Raw genomic sequence first — 19,921 nt, 5'->3', positions numbered from 1 at the left:
CGCGCCAAGCGGGGGTACCTCGCGGGTTGGATTGCCTGCGGGCGGGAAAGCGGTTATGGCGGATTCCATTAGGGCACCCAGCGAGGCCTGCCCCATTATAGTGCTTTATATGCACTATAATGGGGCGTTCGCTGCACGCCAATGGTGCGATCGGTGTCAGTTCGGCGGAGTCTGCGGGGCTTGCGGCTGCGGAGCCCGCGGGGCCTGCGGGGCACGAGGGGCCTGTGGCGCCCCGCCTTGGGGAAACTGCTGCGGACGCTGTTGCTGCTGCTGTTCGCGCGGAATGGCCATACGCAGCACGTTGAACTGAATGGGTTCGCTGCTGGCAAGCTCCTGCCCGGCGTCGTCCTCCACCCGGGCCTGCAGGCTGTACTCGCCGCGATCGAGACCCTCGAACGTGATATTGGAGCCACGGCTATCCCCAGCCTCCTCGCCGTTCAACAACCAGACCACACGGTGGCCGGCGTCGGCGTCCAGTGCCGGGTTCAGCTCGATCTCGGCAGTAACATTGCCATCGTTGGCTCGCACGCCGGAACCATCCTCCGGCTGCGTGATGGCGATGCGCTCGTAGCCTGGCGGCGCGTCCTCCTCCTGCTGCTGAGGTCGAACCGGGCGCTGCAGGATCTCGCGGGCGCCCTCCAGTGGCACACCGCGCATGGGTTCGCGCACATCGACCGACTCGCTGGCGCGGCCCTCGGGAGGACGGTCGCCAAAGTGCACATTGCCCTGGTCATCGGTCCAGCGGTAGATCTCGGCCTGGGTCAGCGCCGGGAGGCACAACGCGATTAGAAACAGCACCCAGACCTTGTTCATCGCCGATCTCCTTGGGCCGGTATCCTTGATCAGCCCCCTCTAGGGAGCACCGATCTGTCAGCCTGGGAAACACTGATCAGTGTTTCCCTAGGCGGCGCGCACCCACAATCCCTGCACGCGGGCCGCGTGCCCCTGCAGCGCAACGAGCCGTTGCCGCTCGGACTCGCCCGCCGCACCCGATTCGCGCCGGGCGATCCAGTCCTCCAGCGCCGCCAGGCGCAGCAACGTCGGTGCCGCGCCGCGCTCGATCGCGGCCAGCGGGCGCCTGGCATGGTAGCCCGCCAGCAACGCACGGTAGGCATCGCCACGGATCTCGCCCGCCTCGTCCACCGCGAGCGCCAGCGCGATGCGGGCGAGCTGCCAGAAAGCGGGCACCGGCGCCGGTGGCATCACCAGATCCGCGGGCCCCGCCCCATCCGGATAGACCCGCACCGAGTGCCAATAGCTCCCGGCCAGCGGCAGATCCTCGAAACGATAGAGGCTCTGGTGGCGGAGTTCGGCATCCAGCGTCTCCCGCTCGTCGGCCGACAGCGTCTGGCCCAGCGAATCGGCGCGTTCACGCAGCAGCTGTTGCAGCACCCCGCGGCGGTAGCCCGTGGCGTCCGGCATCGCACTCGCCGGATGCCGCGCCTGCCAGTTGGCGGCCTGCTGTCCCAGGGCATCGAGGCTTCCGGGGCCCTCGGCGGACAGCGGCTCGCGTAACGCCTGGCCCCGATCCAGCAACAAGGTTCGCATCCCATCGGCATCGGCCATGGCCAGCGGGCTGATGCCTGCGTCGTCAAGCGCAGCCTCGATACCGGAGGCGGCATCCGCCGACAAACGCAGACACTGAACGGGCTGCCCCGCCAGCAAGGCCTCGCCCTCGCGAAACTCGATGCTTACCCCGCAGGCCTCGGCACAGGCCTGGCAGTCGTTTTCGTTCATTACCATTGGAAGATCACCCAGGACGGCGGTACGAAATCGGGTTCCAGCTCGCGCTGTCGGCGATCGAGCAGGCCGTCGCCGGTGCTGTCGATCAGGTAGTAGGAGGGACCGGCCGCGGGGATCACCTCAACCATCACAAGCTGCCCGCCCATGCGGTACTCGCGCCGGGTCTCCCCATCGCGTTCGATGATCACGATGTCGGCCTCTTCCAGGCCGCGCTGCTCGCGCGCGCGTTCGTCGAGCACGGGCGGCGCGGGGTCGGCCTCGGCCTCGTCCGGCATCTCGGGCGGCGGCGGGGCATCATCCCACTCGCGCTCCTGCTGGGCAATGGCCAAAGCCGGCGCGAGAAAAAGACCGGCCAGGATGGCGGCGGAATAATGGGTGCACTTAGCGGCCATGCTCACAGCTCCATCATGCGTTTCTTTTCTTCCGCGGAAGGCTCGAAGCTGCGCGCCTCGTAATGCTCGAAGATCACGTCCACGACGTCTTCCGGGGCATCCACCAACGAGTATAGCTTCAGGTCCTCGGCATCGATTGTGCCTTCGGACACAAGAGTGTCGTCGAACCAGTGCAGAAGCCCCTTCCAGAACTCGGAGCCGACCAGCACGATCGGGATGCGCCGGGTCTTGCCGGTCTGCACCAGCGTCAGGATCTCCGCCAGTTCGTCCAGCGTGCCAAAGCCGCCAGGGAGCACCACGTACGCAGAGGCGTACTTCACGAACATCACTTTGCGCGAGAAGAAGTGACGAAACCCGAGGCCGATGTCCTGATAGGGGTTGGCGCTCTGCTCGTGAGGGAGCTGGATATTCAGGCCGATGCTTGGCGACCGGCCGGCGTAGGCACCCTTGTTGGCCGCCTCCATGATGCCCGGGCCGCCGCCGCTGACCACCGCGAAGCCGGCATCCGACAACTGGCGGGCAACCTCTTCGGCCAGCTGGTAATGCGGATGCCCCGGCGGAAAGCGCGCGGAGCCAAAGATGCTCACGGATGGTTTGATATGCGCCAGGCGCTCGAAACCCTCCACGAACTCCGCCATGATCTGGAAGATCTTCCAGCTCTCGCGGGTCAGGGCGGAATCGTCAATGGGGCGCAGGCCGGGGTGTTCGGCGCGTTCGCGGTCGTTCATGCGGCGGGTTCCTCGTGTCGAAGGCCAAGCGTAACGGCCGCCCCGGGTCCGTACAAATGGTCGTGGCCTGAGACGGGGCTGTAGAATGGCGCGCACCTTCCGTACGGATGCCGCATTGATGCCACAACCACCCCTTGTCCTGGTCGACGGCTCGTCATATCTGTTCCGGGCCTTCCATGCCCTACCGCCGCTGACCGCGCCGGATGGCGCCCCGACCGGGGCGATGATCGGTGTGGCGAACATGCTGCGCAAGCTGCGCGCGGACTACGGCCCGGAACACATGGCGGTGGTGTTCGACGCCAAGGGCAAGACCTTCCGCGACGACATTTACCCGGAATACAAGGCCACCCGCCCGCCCATGCCGGAGGAGCTCGCGGCCCAAATTGAACCGCTGCATGAACTGGTGCAGGCCATGGGGCTGCCGCTGCTGTGCGTCGAGGGGGTGGAGGCCGACGACGTGATCGCGACCCTGGCCGACCAGTCGGCCCGCGCCGGGCACGACGTGGTGATCTCGACCGGCGACAAGGATCTCGCCCAGCTGGTGAATGACCGCATCACGCTGGTCAACACCATGAGCGGGGTCACACTGGACCGTGAGGGCGTGCAGGAGAAGTTCGGCGTGGCCCCGGAGCAGATCGTCGACTACCTCGCTCTGATGGGCGACAGCGTCGACAACATCCCGGGCGTGGACAAGGTAGGCCCCAAGACCGCGGCCAAGTGGATCGCGACGTACGGCGACCTCGACACCATCCTGGAACAGGCCGGCGATATCGGCGGCAAGATTGGCGAGAACCTGCGCGCCGCGGCCGACCGCCTGCCCACCTCGCGGGAGCTGATCACGGTCAAGCGCGATGTCGAGCTGGACGTCGGCCCCGACGATCTCAACATCCGCGAGCCGGATCACGGGCGCCTGCTGGAGATGGTGCGCCGCTACGGCTTCACCCGCTGGCGCGCGGAGCTGGAGGGTGGCGAAGCCGAGGCCGGCGACAGCGCCGACAACGGGGGCAATCCGGGCCCGTCCCAGGCGAAGGGCGACTACCGCACGTTGCGCGAGGAGACCGAACTGGCCGAGCTGCTGGAACGCCTGGACAAGGCCGACCGGGTCGCCTTCGACACCGAGACCACGAGCCTGGATGCCATGCGCGCCGAGATCGTCGGCATGTCCTTCGCCTTCGAGCCGGGCACCGCGTACTACCTGCCGCTGGCCCACACCGGGCCGGATGCCAAGCCGCAGCTGCCACGCGAGAAGACGCTCGAGCGCCTGAAGCCGTGGCTGGAGTCGGAGCGCCACGGCAAGCTGGGCCACCACCTGAAGTACGACCGCAACGTGCTGGGCAATCACGGCATCACCCTGCGCGGCATCGTTGACGACACCCTGCTCGAGTCGTTCTGTCTGGATGCCGGAGCCAACCGCCACGACCTGGACTCCCTGGCCGAGCGTCACCTGGACTACCAGACCACGCACTACGAGGACGTGGCCGGCAAGGGGGCCAAGCAGATCCCGTTCGCCGAGGTGGATATCGGCATCGCCACCGATTACGCCGGCGAGGATGCCGACATCTGTCTGCAGCTGGATGCGGTGTTCCAGCCGCGCCTGCAGGCGGCCGAAGGCCCAGCATTTGTCTATCGCGAGATCGAGATGCCACTGGTCCCGGTGCTGGCGGATATCGAACGCGTGGGCGTAAAGGTGGACCCGGACCTGCTCGGCGAGCAGAGCCAGGAGCTGCTGGCCGAGATGGAGCGCATCGAGCGCGAGGCCTTCGAGGAGGCCGGCGGCGAGTTCAATCTCGGCTCGCCCAAGCAGATCCAGGAGATCCTGTTCGAGCGCCTGGGCCTGCCGGTGCTGCGGCGCACGCCCAAGGGCCAGCCCTCCACCGCCGAAGACGTGCTGGAGCAAATGGCGGACGACTACCCCCTGCCGCGCCTGATCCTCGAGCACCGCGGCCTGTCCAAGCTGCGCAGCACCTACACCGAGACCCTGCCCCGGCGCATCCACCCGGAGACCGGGCGGGTGCACACCTCCTACCACCAGGCGGGGGCGGCCACCGGGCGGCTGTCATCCTCGGAGCCGAACCTGCAGAACATCCCGGTGCGCACCGAGGCCGGCCGGCGCATCCGCCGCGCGTTCATCGCCGAAACGGGCCACCAGCTGCTGGCGGCGGATTATTCGCAGATCGAGCTACGTATCATGGCCCACCTGTCGCAGGATGCCGGCCTGCTGAAGGCCTTTGCCGAGGGCCAGGACATCCACCGCGCGACCGCCGCCGAGGTCTTCGGGCTGGACTCGGAACAGGTCTCCGGCGATCAGCGTCGCGCGGCCAAGGCGATCAACTTTGGCCTGATCTACGGCATGTCCGCCTGGGGCCTGGCGCGCAATCTCGGCATCGAGCAGGGCGAGGCGCGCGAGTACATCGAGCGCTACTTCAAGCGCTATCCCGGCGTGCACGACTATATGGAACGGGCGCGCGCCTCCGGGCGCGAGAACGGCTACGTCGAGACCCTGTTCGGCCGCCGCCTGTACCTGCCGGAGATCAACAGCCGCAACGGGGCGCGACGCCAGCAGTCCGAGCGCGTGGCCATCAATGCCCCGATGCAGGGCACCGCCGCCGACATCATCAAACGCGCGATGGTGGGGGTCGCGAACGACCTCGCAGGGGCGAAGATCGATGCCCGCATGATCATGCAGGTCCACGACGAACTGGTGTTCGAGGTGGCCGATACGTCGGTGGACGACCTGACCACGCTGGTGCGCAAGGCCATGAGCGGGGCCGCCGATCTCGAAGTGGAGCTGGTCGTGGACGTCGGTGTCGGCGCCAACTGGGACGACGCCCACTAGGGAAACACCGACTAATGTTCACCCACCGTTTCAACCGGATTGCCGCCTGGCTGGTGGCCCTGCTGCTGCTCGCGACGGCCTGGGTTCTGGCCGACCGTTACCTGGATGATGGCGGCTCGGTGGGTCTGCCGGTGGTCCAGCCGGAGGCCTGCGATCTGAATGCCGGGTCATGCACAGCCGAGTTAGCCGAGGGAGGCACAATCACGCTCGCCATCAGTCCGCGGCCTGTACCCATGCTGAGCGAGCTCCAGTTGCAACTGGTGCTGGATCAGCAGGCGCAGGAGGTCCTGGGGACGCACGATACGCTGGAACTCGATCTGGCGGGCGTGGAGATGTTCATGGGCTACCAGCGCCCGACACTGGAGCACACCGGCGAAGGCCGGTACCACGGCACGACCACCCTGCCGATCTGCGTGACTGAATCCATGACCTGGGCCGCCACGGTCATGCCCGCTGGCGCCCCGGACGAGGCCTTTGCACAATTCCGTTTTGTCACGGCGCGCGATCACTGATGAGTCCGTTATGAACCGTATACCCGTCAGCAGTCTGTTCTGGGCCTTCGCGGTGGTCGCCGCCGGAGCCCTGCTCGTGTACGTCACCCTGGAGCCGGGCGAGCCGCCGGCGCGCGATTTCGCGGGTCACGCACAACTGCCCGTTGCCGACGACGTACGGGGCGGACCCATCGAGCTGCCAGTGGCGACCCACGCGGAGCGCTTCGACCTGGACGACTACGCGGGCCAGTACGTCTGGCTGTATTTCGGCTATACCAGCTGCCCGGACGCCTGCCCGACCAGCCTGGGCTGGATTGGCGGGGCGCTGAACCGCCTGCCGGACGACATGCAGGGCCAGGTGAACGGCGTGTTGATCAGCGTCGACCCGGAACGTGATACCGAAGACCGTATGGCGGATTACGTGGGCCATTTTCATGCCGACATGCACGCGGCGACCGGGCCCGAGGACGACTTGCGGCCGGTGGCCGAGCGTTATGGCGTCTACTTCGAGCGCCATGCAACCGATTCCGCCATGGGCGATGTCATCGACCACAGCTCGTCCACCTACTTGATCGGGCCCGATGGCGAACTGCTGGAAATCCACCCTCACGGGACCAGCGCCGCCGAACTGGTCGAGTCCCTGCTGGGGCACGCGCAGTCCGGGGAAGACGCTGATTAAGGGGTGATTTCTTGTTGCCTGGCGCACGCGCTCAGGAGTGTGAAGCCAGTCACGGTCATTTAGGCGAACCGGTGGAACTCCAGCCGACAAACGCTTTCATATTCTACAAGCGCTCTAGCCCAGCGCGAGCCCGCTTCTCTCCCTGAGCGGGCAGGCCTCGCTCCCCCCTGTCGAGGCCGAATCTTGCCCCGGTCCCACCCCAAGGCCGGGGCATTTTTTTGTCTGGGGTTCATGGTTCGCGTCCGAAGGCGGGCCGCGGTCAGTCTGCAGCCGGTTGGAGCCACTCAGTCAGCAGACCGCGCAAATCGTCGACCCCCTGATTCTTCAATGAAGAAAAGGTCTGCAAGGTCGCTTCTACCCCCAACCCTTCCAGCTCGCGCTGGGTCGCGTGCAACTGTTTGTCGGCCGCCTGCCGCGAGAGCTTGTCAGCCTTGGTCAGCAGGCAATGCAACCGACAGCGGTCCAACGGCACCCATTCCAGCAGCTGACGGTCAAGATCGGTCAGGGGACGACGGATGTCCATGATCAGTACCAGCCCTGCCAGGCACTCGCGCGACTGCAGGTAATCCCCCAGCAGCCGATCCCAGCGCTGGCGCTGACCTGCGGACACCTTCGCGTAGCCATAGCCGGGCAGATCCACCAGTCGCCAGTCGTCCCCCGGAGGAAGTGCGAACAGATTGATCTCCTGGGTACGCCCCGGCGTGCGACCCACCCGAGCCAGGGCCTTGCGACCGCACAGGGCATTCAGGGCGCTGGACTTGCCGGCATTCGAACGCCCGGCGAAGGCGATCTCGATGCCGTCATCCTCCGGGAGCTGTTCGACCTGGGCCACGCCACGCAAAAAGCGGGCTTCACGGAATTGGGGTTCGGACACGAGAGAGCGTTCCTTGGCCGAGTGCGGTGCTCGGGATATTTTTGAGCGCAATTTAGCATTGTGCTATAAACTGCGCCGCTCAAGGAAACACTGGTCAATGTACACCCTCGCGTTGGTACCCCAGGTTTTCCGAGACAAGGCGCGTCGTGCAGCGGGTAGTGGTTCTACCCGCAAGCGGCGCAACGCAGGATCGGGGAACCTGGGGTACCAACCCCACAACCGATTCAATGCCGGGGCTCGGCCGCTTTTGCGCGCGAACGGCGTTGCGGCTCGCTTATGTAGCTCGGCTACACTGCGCTCACCGCGCCTTGTTCGCACGCAAAAGCGACTCGAGCGCGAGGGTGTACATTGACCAGTGTTTCCTTCATGTTGATCGCCCTGCCAAGGGGCACAAGGAACGCGGGTCCGACCCGGCACGCATATACATGCAGGAGAATTTTCGACCATGAACCACAAGCTTTCCGCTCTCTTTGCTGCCCTGTCCGTCTCCCTGCTGCTCCCGCTGTCGGCAGCACAGGCAGGCGATCCCCAGCGCGGCCAGGGAATCTCCCAATCCTGCGCGGCCTGCCACGGGGCGGACGGCAATTCGACCAATCCGGAGTGGCCGAAGCTCGCGGGGCAGCACCCGAAGTACATCGTCAAGCAGCTGCGCGACTTCAAGGAGGGCGAGACCCGCTCCGACTCCCTGATGGCGGGCGAAGTCGCGGACCTGGACGAGCAGGACATGCGTGACTTGGCCGCCTTCTACGCCGAACAGTCCGGCACCACCGAGACCGCCGACGAGGACGTCGTCGAGCGTGGCGAGCGTATCTACCGGGGCGGCATCCCGTCGAAGGACGTCGCGGCCTGTATCGCGTGCCACGGCCCGAACGGGCAGGGCAACCCGGAGGCCATGTTCCCGAAAGTCGCGGGGCAGCACGCCACCTACAGCGCGAACCAGCTGCGCAAGTTCCGTGACGGCGAGCGCACCAACGACGCCGGCCGCATGATGCGCAACGTGGTTCAACGCATGTCCGACGAAGACATCGAAGCCGTGTCGCAATACATGGCCGGGCTGTCGTCCGACTGAGCGTGCAGGAGCGGCCGTGCAGTGCAGGCGGCGAACCTCCCAGGGAAGGGGCGGCCATGGCCGCCCCTTTTTTGCTGTCCAGGGCGGACAAAACCCGCCACCGCCGGGAATGGCGAACGGGTTGTGCACGTCACACAGATCGGACCACAGAGGTCAGCCGCTTCTCATAACAGGGTTTGCGCGAAACTTCCGTGCAGTTTGTCTAGGAAATTGAACCCGGACAGGGGTGCTTCGCATAGTCGCGAAGGCTAAAGCAGGTTACAAAATGTCGAATAACGAACAGGTGGCAGGTTCTTCCCCAGCAGCCACCGCCCGCAGCAAATCCGCCCGCGCTCCGCGACGCAGCCGCATCCTGGTCGAGTTCATGGGGTCAATGAATCTGGCGATCACCTTGCTGGTGGCGCTGGCCATTGCCTCCGTAATCGGCACCGTGCTCGTCCAGAACCAGCCTTATACCGATTATCTGATCGACTATGGCCCGTTCTGGCACGAGATCTTCGCCGGCATGGGGCTTTACCAGGTCTATTCCGCCACCTGGTTCCTGCTGATCGTCACCTTCCTGGTGGTTTCCACCTCGTTCTGCGTCTATCGCCAGAGCCCGGGGATCCTGAAGGACCTGCGACGCTACAACCTGCAGGTGAAAGAGAAATCCCTGCGTTCGTTCCACTCCAGCGCAACCGGCGAACTGGATCAGTCGCAGGACGAGTTCCTGGATCATGCCCGGCGCGTACTGAAGGCTCAGGGCTTCAAGGCACGCGAGAAGAAATCCGAAGGGCAGACGGTGATCGCGGCCATGAAGGGCCGCTGGAATCGCCTCGGCTACCTGCTGACCCACGTCGGCATCGTGGTGATCTGTGTGGGCGCGCTCGCGGACGGGCAGACCCTGCTCAAGGTAAACGAGTGGCTGGGCAATATCGAGATCGAGACCCGTGGCATCCCGGTGTCCGAGGTGCCGAAGTCAGCCTGGGTGCCCGTATCCAATCCCTCGTTCCGCGGGATGGTCGAGATCCCGGAGGGCTCCTCCGCGGATGTGGTGTTCCTGCCGATGCGCGAGGGCTATTTCGTCCAGCAACTGCCGTTTCGCATCGAACTGGAGGAGTTTCGCATCGAGCGTTTCTCCACCGGGGCGGAAAGCTCCTACGAGTCGGACCTGATCATTCATGACCCGAACCGCGATGAGCCCCTGCGCCACACAATCTCGGTCAACCACCCGCTAATCTACAACGGCTACGCGATTTATCAGGCCAGCTTTGCCGACGGCGGGACCAAACTGGACATCGAGGCCATCCCGCTGGGGGCGGAAGCGCTGCGTTCGCTGGAGGTTCCGGGCCGGGTATTCCAGGAGCAGGAGATCCCGACGCCGCAGGGTGACACGCGGACCATCGAGTTCATCGACTTCCGTGACGAAAACGTCGTCCCACTGTTGAACGAGGAAGGGCAGCGAGAAAACCGACACCTCGGTCCCGCATTTGACTTCCGCCTGATGGACCGCACCGGCCACGGGCTGTACTACCGCAACTACATGCGCCCTGCGTTGCAGGAAGGCGCGATGTACTTCCTCAGCGGCGTGCGCGAGAGCCCGGGCGACGAGTTCCACTACCTGTTCCTGCCAGCAGACGCCGATGACTCGCTGGACCGCTTCCGCACCTACCTGGCGATGCTGCACAACGCCGAGGTGCGCAATGCCATCGCGCGCGAAGTCGCGGCCGATGACCCCTCCGGTGCCGCGATCGCCCAGACCACGGCGGAACTCATGCGCCTGTTTGCCGAAGGCGGCTACGGGGCCGTGCACGCCGAGCTTGACCGACGCGTACCGGAAGAACAGCGCGAGCAGGTCGGACAGCTCCTCATGCGGGTGCTGCATGCCGGGTTGCAGGCCCTGTACATGGAGGTCCTCGAGGATGAGGGTGTCGTCTCGATCCAGGAAGAGGAACAGCGCTGGCTGGAAGACGCCGTCTCGGCGATTAACGCGATCAGCCTTTATGAATCACCGTTCTTCTTCCAACTCACGGACTTCGAGCACCGCGAGGCTTCGGGTCTGCAGATCGCACGTGCGCCGGGACAGAGCACCGTGTACACCGGCAGCGTGATGCTGATCATCGGGATCTTCCTGATGTTCTACGTGTCCTATCAGCGTCTGTGGATTATCGCCCGACGCCGCGAGGACGGCGACGGAACGCAGGTGACCATGGCCGGCACCAGTAACCGGCACAAGGTAGAATTCGAGAAACGTTTCGCGCATCTTAAGCGCTGGATCATCGATCAAAAGCCGGCCAACGGGTCCGACGATGATCACCGTGAATCAACCAATAAGAACGACTAACCGGTAGCAGTCGGAGGAGCGATCCATGTCAGTACCCCACGAGGCCCTGGATTTTGAACGGCCCAGCATCTTCCGGCGCATCCGGCCGCTCGACTGGGCATACTTTGCGCTGGTGCTCGCCGTTGCCGTAATCGCGCACTGGCAATATGGCCACCTGATGGATCGTTATGACACCGGCGGGCTGATCCTGGCCGCCGGCATGAGCGCCTGGCTGGGCTGGTTCTGGCGGCCCTGGCAGCTCTTTTCCATCATCGTCGCCGCGCTCTCGCTGTTCGGCGTCTGGCTGTACGGTGACGACCTGGCCCGCGGCAGTACGAATTTCTGGCTGAACTACGTGGGCTCCGGTCAGGCGGGCGTGATGTGGATGAGCGTGATGCTCTACATGGCCACTGCGACCTACATCCTGGGCCTGTTCAGCAAATCCGACTTCCCGTCTCGCCTCGGGGCCGCGTTCGCCTGGATTGGGTCGGGCGCCGGCCTGATGGCGCTGATGGTCCGCTGGCGCGAGATCTATCTGACCGATCCGACCTGGGGCTACATCCCGGTGTCCAACCTCTACGAGGTGTTCATCCTGCTCGCGGTGATGACCACGCTGATGTACCTGTACTACGAGCAGCGCACGGGCCAGCGCACCATGGGCGCGTTCGTGATGCTGGTGATCGCGGCCTCGGTGACCTTCCTGCTGTGGTACATGTGGGATCGCCAGGCGCACGAAATCGAACCGCTGGTGCCTGCCCTGAACTCCTGGTGGATGAAGATCCACGTGCCGACGAACTTTGTCGGCTACGGCGGATTTGCCATCGCGGCCATGCTGGGCGTGGCCTACCTGCTGAAACACCGCTTCGAGCGCACCCGACCGGATGCCGCGATCACCCACCGGCTGCCCAGCAAGGAGGCACTGGACGGCGTGATGTACAAGGCCATCGCGATCGGTTTCGCCTTCTTCACCATCGCGACCGTATTGGGTGCGATGTGGGCGGCCGAGGCCTGGGGCGGCTACTGGACCTGGGATCCGAAGGAGACCTGGAGCCTGATCCTGTGGCTGACCTACGCCTCCTGGCTGCACATGCGATTCACCAAGGGCTGGCGCGGACCGGTCATGGCCTGGTGGGCCATCATCGGCCTGTTCGTGACCACGTTCACCTTCCTCGGCGTGAACATGTTCCTGTCCGGCCTGCATTCCTACGGAGAGCTGTAAATGAGGCGTCGTGATTTCCTGAGTGCGATGGGTGGAGCCGGGCTGCTGCTGGCCACCGGCACCAGCCTGGCGGCCGAGTATCGGGACGGCCAGAACTTCCGTACGATTCAGCCGCCTGTGCCAACCGGCCTGGACGATGGCAAGATTCAGGTCGTCGAGGTGTTCTGGTACGGCTGCCCGCACTGCTACTCATTCGAGCCCTATGTCCAGGAATGGCAGAAGGGGCTGGACGACGATGTCGAGTTCGTTTATCTGCCCGCGCCGATGAACGATGTCTGGGCCCTCCATGCGCGCGTGTTCTACACCGCGCAAAAGCTCGATGTCCTGGACGAAGTCCACCAGGCCTTTTATGACGCCATCCATGACCAGGGGCGCGAGATGCGGTCGGAAAGCGCGATTTTGCGTTTTATCAGCCAGCGCGGCCTGGACGCCGACGAGTTCCGCGACGTCATGCGCTCGGAAGAGATTCGCCGCAAGGTCACCGAGGCCGGTCAGGATGTACAGGAGTACGGGGTCGAAGGCGTGCCCACGCTGGTCATCGATGGCGAGGCCATCGTGTCGGCCAGCATGACACGCAGTCACCAGGAGATGCTCGACGTCGCCGATTTCCTGATCGAACGGGCACGGGGCTGATCCCGGCCGTGCCCCAATCTCCTGTCGGCCGGGTGACGTAACGCGTGAGCACGACCGTCACCACGGCCCAGCGGCTGGTCGAATGTCTGGAACAGGAACAGGTCGAGCGTGTATTCGGCCTGCCCGGCGAAGAGAACATGGCCGTTCTCGACGCGCTGGCCGATTCCCCGATCGAGTTCATCACCACGCGCCATGAGCAGGGCGCGGCCTTTATGGCCGACGTGCACGGCCGTCTGTCCGGACATGCCGGCGTCTGCCTGGCAACCCTCGGCCCGGGTGCGACCAACCTGATCACCGGCGTCGCCGATGCCAACATGGACCACGCACCGCTCGTCGCGATCGCGGGCCAGGCCAGTACCCACCGTCTGCACAAGGAGTCGCACCAGGTCCTTGACCTGAAGGGCCTGTTCCAGCCGATCACCAAATACAGCTCCAGCGTGGTCGAACCCGAGATCCTGCCAGAGGTCGTGCGCAAGGCATTCAAGTGGGCCGAGGGCGGCAAACCCGGAGCCAGCTTTATCGAACTGCCGGAGAATGTCGCGGCGCTGCCGTGTCCCAACCCCCCTCTCCCGGCCCATGCCGGCCCCGAGGCCGTACCCGCCGAGGCCTCGCTGGAAGCGGCCGCTCGGCTGCTCAATTCGGCGCAGCATCCGCTCATCCTCGCCGGCAACGGCGTGATCCGCTCGGGCGCCAGCGGCGCGCTGTCGCAGCTCGCCTCCGCGTTGAACATCCCGGTGGCCAACACCTTCATGGCCAAGGGCGTACTGCCCTTCCGCCACCCGCTGGCCCTGGGCTCGGTCGGACTGCAAAGCCAGGATTTCGTGAACTTCGGCTTTCACAAGGCCGACGTGATCGTCTGCATCGGATATGACCTGGTGGAGTATCCGCCGAAGCTCTGGCATCCCACCGGGGACCGCACGCTGATCCACATCGACTCCGCTCCGGCCGAGGTTGATGGCCACTACAATGTGTCCGCCGAAGTGATCGGCGACCTCAACACCTGCCTCGCACGCCTGATGGATCTGGTCGACCCACGCGAGGAGACCATCCTGCGCCCGCTGCGTCAGAGCTTGATCGACGACATGAACGAGCACTGCGAGGACACCCAGTTCCCGCTGAAGCCGCAAAAGCTGATCTGGGACCTGCGCACGGCAGCGGAGCTGGATGCGGTGGTGATTACCGACGTCGGTGCGCACAAACTCTGGATGGCGCGCATGTTCCGCTGCGAACTTCCCAACACCTGCCTGATCTCGAACGGCTTCGCCAGCATGGGCATCGCCCTGCCGGGGGCCATCGCGGCGGCACAACTCTACCCCGAACGCCAGGTGATCGCGGTCACGGGCGATGCCGGCTTCCTGATGAACGTGCAGGAACTGGAAACGGCCGTGCGGCTGGGTCAAAACTTCGTCGTACTGATCTGGAACGACAACGCCTACGGCCTGATCGAGTGGAAGCAGGTGCGCGAATACGGTCGCAAGGCCTTCGTCGACTTCGGAAACCCGGACTTTGTCCAGCTGGCACGCTCGTTCGGAGCCAGCGGCGTGCGCATCGGCCCTGACGACAGCCTCGAGGCCGCCCTGCGCGAAGCATTGGCGGCGCCCGGCGTCACAATCATTGACTGCCCGGTCGACTACAGTGAAAACCTGAAACTGACGGAACGTTTGGGCGAACTGGTCTGTCCATTCTAGTGCCGCCCCCCATGGGTCGCGGTCGTCGCACAGGGATTACACCAACCGATATGGGCAACGCCTCTGGAGCCAACGCCGAAGTCGAGCCGGCTGTTCCGGCGCCGGCTTCGCCGGGCCTCACCTATCAGCACGAGCAGGGTGCGCAGCGCCTGCGCTTGTTGAGCTTCAATGCGCAGGTGGGTATACCGTCCTCGCGCCTGCACCACTATGTGACCAATAGCTGGAAGCATGTCCTGCCCTACAAGGGCCGGCTGGGCAATCTCGACCGCGTTGCCCGCTTTATCTCGGACTTCGACATCGTGGGCGTTCAGGAGCTGGATGGTGGCAGTTTGCGGTCGAATTTCGTCGATCTTGCGTCGTACCTTTCCGAACGTGCCCGATTTCCGCACACCTACAATCGCATCAATCGCGACCTTGGGCAGTTCGCCAAGCACTCACTGGCGCTTTTTTCACGGCTGGAACCACAACGCGTGGAGATGCACCGGCTGCCGGGCCCGCTGCCCGGGCGTGGCGCCATCGAGGCACGCTACCCAATGGGCGATGGCCAGGAGCTCGTCCTGTTTCTTCTGCACCTGGCGCTGGGTCGCCGAGCCAGACGGGCACAGCTCGACTATGTCGCCGAACGCATCCGCTCCGAACGGCACGCAATCGTGATGGGGGACCTGAATTGCCAGCAGGACAGCCTGGAGATTCGTCACCTGGTCGCTCGCACCGGGCTGATGGAACCGATGAGCTGCCCGGCGACCTACCCCTCCTGGGATCCGCGTCTGGTCTTCGACCATATCCTGCTGACACCTGACCTCCATGTCAGCGACATGCGCGTGTACAACGTCGCGCTGTCAGACCACCTTCCGGTTGGCATCGAGATCGAGCTGCCACAAAGCCAGGCACTGCGAAGCGCCTGACGGCGGCCGTCCCAACCAGATCCCAAGCGCCACCGTCGGCTTTGCTGGCAACGACAGCAAATCCGCGCTTAAATAGGGCCAATTCAAATTCCCCGAGTACCCCGAGACCCCGCCATGTCCGCCTCTGACTTCCGCAGGACCATCATCGACCTGGAGCGGAGGCTGGATGTCGAACAGGCACGACAGGATGCCCTGCGCCGCGTCGCCCTGCGGGCCCTTTCAGTCGTCGCCGCCCGTGTCCCCGCGCTGGAGGGCGCTGCCCATGAGCTGACGCGCGCGATCGAGACGGATCCTGCGGATACCGCCTTGCTCGACCGGCTCGGCGGCCAACTGGCAGACGCGATGCGCTCCAGCGATCAGCGCGCGGACCTGGCGGATACCATCCTGAATGTGGTCGAGCGCGGCCTACATGGCTTCGAATTCCTCGATTCCGAAATGGGGGAGTTCGCCCGCGCGACCGACCACCGCGACACGATCGAAATCGAACGCACGCTGGCTCGCGTGTTCTCCGTCCTGCACGACAAGTGCCAGACCGCACTCCACGAACGGGAGGAATTGACCGAGGTGGTCGGCGAGATCTGGAGCCGCCTGGAGGAAGTCGACCAGGCCCTGTCGGAGGATGAGACGCGGGGTCAGCGGGCCCGTACCTCTCTAAGCGCACTGCACGAGGGGATCTCCGGCGATGTACAGGCCCTCAAGGGCGACCTGAACGCCAGCGACGACCTGCAGAGCCTGCGGGCACGCGCGATCGCGGGACTGGATCGCGTCGTGGTCCGCGTAACGGAATTTCGCGAACAGCAGGAGGGCGAACTGCGCTCGGCGCTCGAGCGCAATCGGCACCTGCGCGGCAAGGGCCGCGCACTCGAGTCGCAGATCCAGGTCCTGCACAAACGGCTTGAACAGGCGCGCGCGGAGGCCGCGCGTGACAGCCTCACCGGCCTCCCCAACCGCACCACATTTGAACGCATGCTCGAGGATCTCCGGGCCGCACTGGTCGGCGGGATGCACGCCAGCCTGGTGGTCTGGGACATCGACCGCTTCAAGGCGATCAACGACGAGTACGGCCACAATGCGGGCGACAAAGTGCTCAAGGCGGTGGCCGAGATCCTGGCCGAGGGACTGCACGGCTCCGACTTTGTCGCGCGCTACGGGGGCGAGGAGTTCGTGATGGTGCTTTACGGTTCGCCGGACGACGTGCGCGAACGTGCGGAGACGATCCGCCAGGCCGTGGATCGCCTGATCGTGCGTGCAGGCCATACCCGACTCAAGGTCACGATCTCGGCCGGCATGGCTTCGATCGATCCGGGTCTGCCGGCAGAGACCATTTTCGACCTGGCCGATCAGGCCCTGCTCAAGGCCAAGAAGAACGGTCGCGACCGCATCGAGCACGCATGACGACGAGGACCACGGAACCCGTGCTGGTCTTTGGAGAGGCCCTGTTCGACGTCTTCCCGGACGGACAGCAGGTACTGGGTGGCGCCCCATTCAATGTCGCCTGGAACTTGCATCAACTGGGCGCAACGGCCTGCTTTGTCGGCGGCGTTGGACGCGATGACGCGGGCGCCCAGATCCGCTCCGCGATGCGCGCCATTGGTATGGACGAACGCGGGCTCTATGACCACCCAAGCGCACCTACCGGGCGGGTCGATATCCACCTGGATCGGGGCGAGCCCAGTTACGACATCGTGCCGAACCAGGCCTATGACGATGTGTCCCCAAGTTGGGCCGAGACCCTGCCCGACCCGCCCGCGTTGCTGTACCACGGCACCCTGGCCCTGCGCGCGGGCAACCGCGGGCTGCTCGATCACCTGCGCAACCGGGCTCGACGCCGTTTCGTAGACGTCAATCTGCGCGCGCCCTGGTACTCGCTGGAGGATGTGCACACATGGGTGCGCGGTGCGGACGTCATCAAACTCAACCGCGATGAGCTGGATGAACTGATGCCCGGCTCCACGCCTGACCGGCGTGCACACGACCTCCTGCGCAAGGCGGAGGTCCGCGAGGCCGTAATCGTGACCCTGGGAGCCGAAGGTGCCGAGGTACATCCGGCGCATGGCGATGTGGTGAAGGCCCCGGCCCCGGACGTTACGGGGTTCCGCGATGCAGTCGGCGCCGGAGACGCCTTTGCCAGTGTCGCGATCATCGGGCTTGTTCAGGGCTGGGCCACACCGCTCATTCTGGACCGGGCGCTGGAGTTTGCCGCCCGCGTCTGCACGCTCCAGGGGGCCACCTCCCAGGATGCGGCGTTCTACCACGCCGCAAGGGAGAACTGGGAGTAGCGAGGGGCATCAAAGCCCCTACAGGGCCGTTCAGGGCCGCCAGCCGAACTCGTCGGCCTTCTGGCGGGCCAGCGCCGGGATGTCGGTGGCGACGAACTTCTCGTGCAGCACCTGCACCCCGATCATGTGGTTGATCACAGCATCCAGCTGGACCTGGGTGGCCGCCGGGGTGTTCTCGTCCTCGTGGATTTCGAACACACGACGCACACCTTCCGGGTCCAGCAGACCCGCCTCGGCCACCTTCTCGGGCGAAAGGTAGCGATCGGCCAGGGCCTTCATCGCCGCCCACTTGACCGGGTCGGTGTGCGCCGGCGGGGCCATGAACGCGAACTTCTCGCGCTCGTAGAGCACCTTGGGCAGCAGGCCCTTCATCGATTCGCGCAGCACATACTTCTCGGTGCGGCCCTTGATGCGCATGGTCGGCGGAAGGTGGGCACAGAATTCGGCCAGGTGGTGGTCGAGGAACGGCGGGCGCGCCTCCATGGAGTTGGCCATGTCCATGCGGTCACCACCCCAGGTCAGGATCTGGCCCTCCAGCATGGTCTTGATCCAGACGTACTGGGCCTTGTCCAGCGGATGACGGCCTTCCAGCATGTCGTCATCCAGGGCGTTGGCGATCGCCTTGCCCGGCTGGTAGCCCTCCATGCGTTCGCGGCGTTTCGGGTGCAGCAGACCCGGGACGTGCTCGGCCGCTGCCAGCCAGGGCTGCAGGCACGACGGGGTAAAGCCCATCATCTTCGTAAACTCGGGGTCGTCGACCTCGTCCTCGGCCAGCATGGCGCCGGAGAACAGCTCGTTGGACTCGTTCAGCATCTGCTGCCAGGCGGCGCGGTCGGCCTCGGGCAGGGTGTCCAGGCCGTGCAGGAACATGTCGCGGCGGAAGGCCGGGTAGCCGCCGAACAGCTCGTCCGAACCCTCGCCGGTGACCACCACCTTGTAGCCCGCCTCGTTCACGTGGCGGCTCATCAGCAGCTTGGCCACGCCGAGGGTATTGTAGATGGTGCGCTCGGCGTGCCACAGGGCCTCTTCGAAGTTGTCGTAGAGGTGGTCGGCGTCCAGTTTCAGGATGTCCTGATCGGCGCCGACGCTCTCGGCCATCTCGCGGGCGATCGCGGTCTCGTCGTAGTCGTCGTTGTCGAAGCCGATGGTGAACGCCTTGACCGGCGACTGTTGGCTGGCCGAGGCCAGGCCCAGTGTGATGCAGGAGTCGATCCCGCCGGAGAGGTAGCAGGCCACCGGTACGTCGGCCTCCAGGCGCAGCTGGACCGCCTCCATCAACTGACTGCGCACACCCTCGATCCAGTAGTTCTCGTCGGTGTTCTCCTCTGGTGGGCGCTCGCTGGCCAGCGGGAAGTCCATGTCCCAGTACTTCTCCTGACGCACCTTCAGCTTGCCGTGGGCGCGCTCGACGATGACCATGTGGCCGGGCTTCACCTGCTGGATGCCCTCGAAGGCGGTGGTGCCCGGGACCATAGTCTGCATCAGCTGATGATAAAGCCCGTCATCGGCGAACTGGCGCGGAACATCGGGGTTGGCGAACAGCACCTTCAATTCGGAACCGAACACGAAGCTGCCGTTGGCCTCGGTGAAGTACAGGGGTTTGATGCCGAAGCGGTCGCGGATCAGCACCAGGCGATCATGCTCGCGGTCATACAGCGAGATCGCGAATTCGCCGCGGAAGTGCTTGATCGCGTCCTCCAGGCCCTCGCGCCGGTACAGGTGCATGACCATCTCGGAGTCGCTCTTGGTGCGGAACTGCACCCCGCGCGAGGTCAGGTCGGTGCGGATACGCTTGTAGTCGTACAGCTCGCCGTTGACTGCGGTCATGATCGATCCGTCGGTCATGCAGAACGGCTGGCGTCCGCGGTTCTCGTCCAGGTCGATGATCGACAGCCGGGCGTGCGAGAAACCCACGCCACGATCGTCCTGGGTGCGATAGCCAAAGCCGTCGGGCCCGCGGTGATACTGGATCGCGGCCATATTGACCAGGGTCTGCGGGTCCACCTTGCGATTGGGGTCGGCGTGAAAGATTCCGGCGATGCCACACATGGCATGTCTCCTTGGTTCGATTACGTGATGCGAG

The 19,921-nt window shown here is 65.0% G+C and carries 17 protein-coding genes; 11 read left to right on the top strand and 6 right to left on the bottom strand.

The features are described 5' to 3' along the window. Positions 1 to 156: 156 nt before the first annotated feature. The 4 genes from F623_RS0101735 to F623_RS0101720 form a co-directional block, all read right to left on the bottom strand. Positions 157 to 813 (bottom strand): DUF4124 domain-containing protein, encoded by a 657-nt coding sequence (locus tag F623_RS0101735; RefSeq protein WP_018861015.1) that lies wholly within the window; start codon positions 811 to 813, stop codon positions 157 to 159. An 87-nt stretch (positions 814 to 900) separates the two neighbouring features. Continuing rightward, on the bottom strand, positions 901 to 1,737 hold the full coding sequence (locus tag F623_RS0101730; RefSeq protein ID WP_018861016.1) for a hypothetical protein: 837 nt from the start codon (positions 1,735 to 1,737) through the stop codon (positions 901 to 903). Next, a complete protein-coding gene (locus tag F623_RS0101725; protein WP_018868121.1) occupies positions 1,737 to 2,135 on the bottom strand; it encodes a DUF2782 domain-containing protein in 399 nt (132 codons plus the stop codon). Before F623_RS0101725 ends, F623_RS0101730 begins: the two co-directional genes overlap by 1 nt. 2 nt (positions 2,136 to 2,137) lie before the next feature. Then, the gene (locus F623_RS0101720) at positions 2,138 to 2,863 is read right to left on the bottom strand and encodes a TIGR00730 family Rossman fold protein (RefSeq protein ID WP_018861019.1); all 726 of its coding nucleotides are present in this window, start codon (positions 2,861 to 2,863) and stop codon (positions 2,138 to 2,140) included. A gap of 118 nt (positions 2,864 to 2,981) precedes the next feature. On the opposite strand from F623_RS0101720, the gene polA reads away from it, so the two are divergent. The 3 genes from polA to F623_RS0101705 are packed head-to-tail and all read left to right on the top strand — an operon-like array spanning position 2,982 to position 6,869. Then, on the top strand, positions 2,982 to 5,699 hold the full coding sequence (polA, locus tag F623_RS0101715; RefSeq protein WP_026278609.1) for a DNA polymerase I: 2,718 nt from the start codon (positions 2,982 to 2,984) through the stop codon (positions 5,697 to 5,699). Between the two features lie 14 nt (positions 5,700 to 5,713). Further along, positions 5,714 to 6,211, top strand: coding sequence for a hypothetical protein (locus F623_RS0101710; protein WP_018861021.1), 498 nt, complete (start codon positions 5,714 to 5,716; stop codon positions 6,209 to 6,211). A 10-nt stretch (positions 6,212 to 6,221) separates the two neighbouring features. Further along, a complete protein-coding gene (locus F623_RS0101705) occupies positions 6,222 to 6,869 on the top strand; it encodes an SCO family protein (RefSeq protein WP_018861022.1) in 648 nt (215 codons plus the stop codon). Positions 6,870 to 7,128: 259 nt separating this feature from the next. On the opposite strand, the gene yihA is transcribed toward F623_RS0101705, so the two are convergent. After that, a complete protein-coding gene (gene yihA / locus F623_RS0101700) occupies positions 7,129 to 7,743 on the bottom strand; it encodes a ribosome biogenesis GTP-binding protein YihA/YsxC (RefSeq protein ID WP_018861023.1) in 615 nt (204 codons plus the stop codon). Between the two features lie 445 nt (positions 7,744 to 8,188). Here yihA and F623_RS0101695 point away from each other — a divergent pair, with 445 nt between their 5' ends. The 8 genes from F623_RS0101695 to F623_RS0101660 all read left to right on the top strand — a co-directional run bounded on the left by F623_RS0101695 (position 8,189) and on the right by F623_RS0101660 (position 17,838). Then, complete coding sequence (locus F623_RS0101695; RefSeq protein WP_018861024.1) at positions 8,189 to 8,812, top strand: cytochrome c; 624 nt, start codon at positions 8,189 to 8,191, stop codon at positions 8,810 to 8,812. 265 nt (positions 8,813 to 9,077) lie between these two features. After that, positions 9,078 to 11,135 carry a cytochrome c biogenesis protein ResB gene (locus tag F623_RS0101690; RefSeq protein ID WP_026278610.1) on the top strand — a complete coding sequence of 686 codons (2,058 nt, stop codon included), beginning with the start codon at positions 9,078 to 9,080 and terminating at the stop codon, positions 11,133 to 11,135. A gap of 25 nt (positions 11,136 to 11,160) precedes the next feature. Beyond that, on the top strand, positions 11,161 to 12,333 hold the full coding sequence (gene ccsB, locus F623_RS0101685) for a c-type cytochrome biogenesis protein CcsB (protein WP_018861026.1): 1,173 nt from the start codon (positions 11,161 to 11,163) through the stop codon (positions 12,331 to 12,333). Continuing rightward, on the top strand, positions 12,334 to 12,966 hold the full coding sequence (locus tag F623_RS0101680; protein WP_018861027.1) for a thiol:disulfide interchange protein DsbA/DsbL: 633 nt from the start codon (positions 12,334 to 12,336) through the stop codon (positions 12,964 to 12,966). 44 nt (positions 12,967 to 13,010) lie between these two features. Beyond that, positions 13,011 to 14,654 carry an acetolactate synthase large subunit gene (locus F623_RS0101675; RefSeq protein WP_018861028.1) on the top strand — a complete coding sequence of 548 codons (1,644 nt, stop codon included), beginning with the start codon at positions 13,011 to 13,013 and terminating at the stop codon, positions 14,652 to 14,654. 50 nt (positions 14,655 to 14,704) lie between these two features. Further along, complete coding sequence (locus F623_RS0101670) at positions 14,705 to 15,559, top strand: endonuclease/exonuclease/phosphatase family protein (protein ID WP_018861029.1); 855 nt, start codon at positions 14,705 to 14,707, stop codon at positions 15,557 to 15,559. A gap of 114 nt (positions 15,560 to 15,673) precedes the next feature. Then, on the top strand, positions 15,674 to 16,954 hold the full coding sequence (locus F623_RS0101665; protein WP_018868122.1) for a diguanylate cyclase: 1,281 nt from the start codon (positions 15,674 to 15,676) through the stop codon (positions 16,952 to 16,954). Then, the gene (locus F623_RS0101660) at positions 16,951 to 17,838 is read left to right on the top strand and encodes a PfkB family carbohydrate kinase (protein ID WP_019572136.1); all 888 of its coding nucleotides are present in this window, start codon (positions 16,951 to 16,953) and stop codon (positions 17,836 to 17,838) included. The genes F623_RS0101665 and F623_RS0101660 overlap by 4 nt, the downstream gene beginning before the upstream one ends. 30 nt (positions 17,839 to 17,868) lie before the next feature. On the opposite strand, the gene asnB is transcribed toward F623_RS0101660, so the two are convergent. Continuing rightward, positions 17,869 to 19,887, bottom strand: coding sequence for an asparagine synthase (glutamine-hydrolyzing) (gene asnB, locus F623_RS0101655; RefSeq protein ID WP_018861032.1), 2,019 nt, complete (start codon positions 19,885 to 19,887; stop codon positions 17,869 to 17,871). Positions 19,888 to 19,921: the final 34 nt, after the last annotated feature.

It is taken from the genome of Thioalkalivibrio sp. ALD1 (assembly GCF_000381245.1).
GTDB lineage: Bacteria > Pseudomonadota > Gammaproteobacteria > Ectothiorhodospirales > Ectothiorhodospiraceae > Thioalkalivibrio.
This window is presented reverse-complemented; position numbering and strand designations above follow the sequence as displayed.

Bases quoted from the DNA above. Each gene is read 5' to 3' on its own strand.
- F623_RS0101735 (WP_018861015.1), bottom strand. From the start codon at position 813: ATGAACAAGGTCTGGGTGCTGTTTCTAATCGCGTTGTGCCTCCCGGCG.
- F623_RS0101730 (WP_018861016.1), bottom strand. From the start codon at position 1,737: ATGAACGAAAACGACTGCCAGGCCTGTGCCGAGGCCTGCGGGGTAAGC.
- F623_RS0101725 (WP_018868121.1), bottom strand. From the start codon at position 2,135: ATGGCCGCTAAGTGCACCCATTATTCCGCCGCCATCCTGGCCGGTCTT.
- F623_RS0101720 (WP_018861019.1), bottom strand. From the start codon at position 2,863: ATGAACGACCGCGAACGCGCCGAACACCCCGGCCTGCGCCCCATTGAC.
- polA (WP_026278609.1), top strand. From the start codon at position 2,982: ATGCCACAACCACCCCTTGTCCTGGTCGACGGCTCGTCATATCTGTTC.
- F623_RS0101710 (WP_018861021.1), top strand. From the start codon at position 5,714: ATGTTCACCCACCGTTTCAACCGGATTGCCGCCTGGCTGGTGGCCCTG.
- F623_RS0101705 (WP_018861022.1), top strand. From the start codon at position 6,222: ATGAACCGTATACCCGTCAGCAGTCTGTTCTGGGCCTTCGCGGTGGTC.
- F623_RS0101695 (WP_018861024.1), top strand. From the start codon at position 8,189: ATGAACCACAAGCTTTCCGCTCTCTTTGCTGCCCTGTCCGTCTCCCTG.
- F623_RS0101690 (WP_026278610.1), top strand. From the start codon at position 9,078: ATGTCGAATAACGAACAGGTGGCAGGTTCTTCCCCAGCAGCCACCGCC.
- ccsB (WP_018861026.1), top strand. From the start codon at position 11,161: ATGTCAGTACCCCACGAGGCCCTGGATTTTGAACGGCCCAGCATCTTC.
- F623_RS0101680 (WP_018861027.1), top strand. From the start codon at position 12,334: ATGAGGCGTCGTGATTTCCTGAGTGCGATGGGTGGAGCCGGGCTGCTG.
- F623_RS0101670 (WP_018861029.1), top strand. From the start codon at position 14,705: ATGGGCAACGCCTCTGGAGCCAACGCCGAAGTCGAGCCGGCTGTTCCG.
- F623_RS0101665 (WP_018868122.1), top strand. From the start codon at position 15,674: ATGTCCGCCTCTGACTTCCGCAGGACCATCATCGACCTGGAGCGGAGG.
- F623_RS0101660 (WP_019572136.1), top strand. From the start codon at position 16,951: ATGACGACGAGGACCACGGAACCCGTGCTGGTCTTTGGAGAGGCCCTG.
- asnB (WP_018861032.1), bottom strand. From the start codon at position 19,887: ATGTGTGGCATCGCCGGAATCTTTCACGCCGACCCCAATCGCAAGGTG.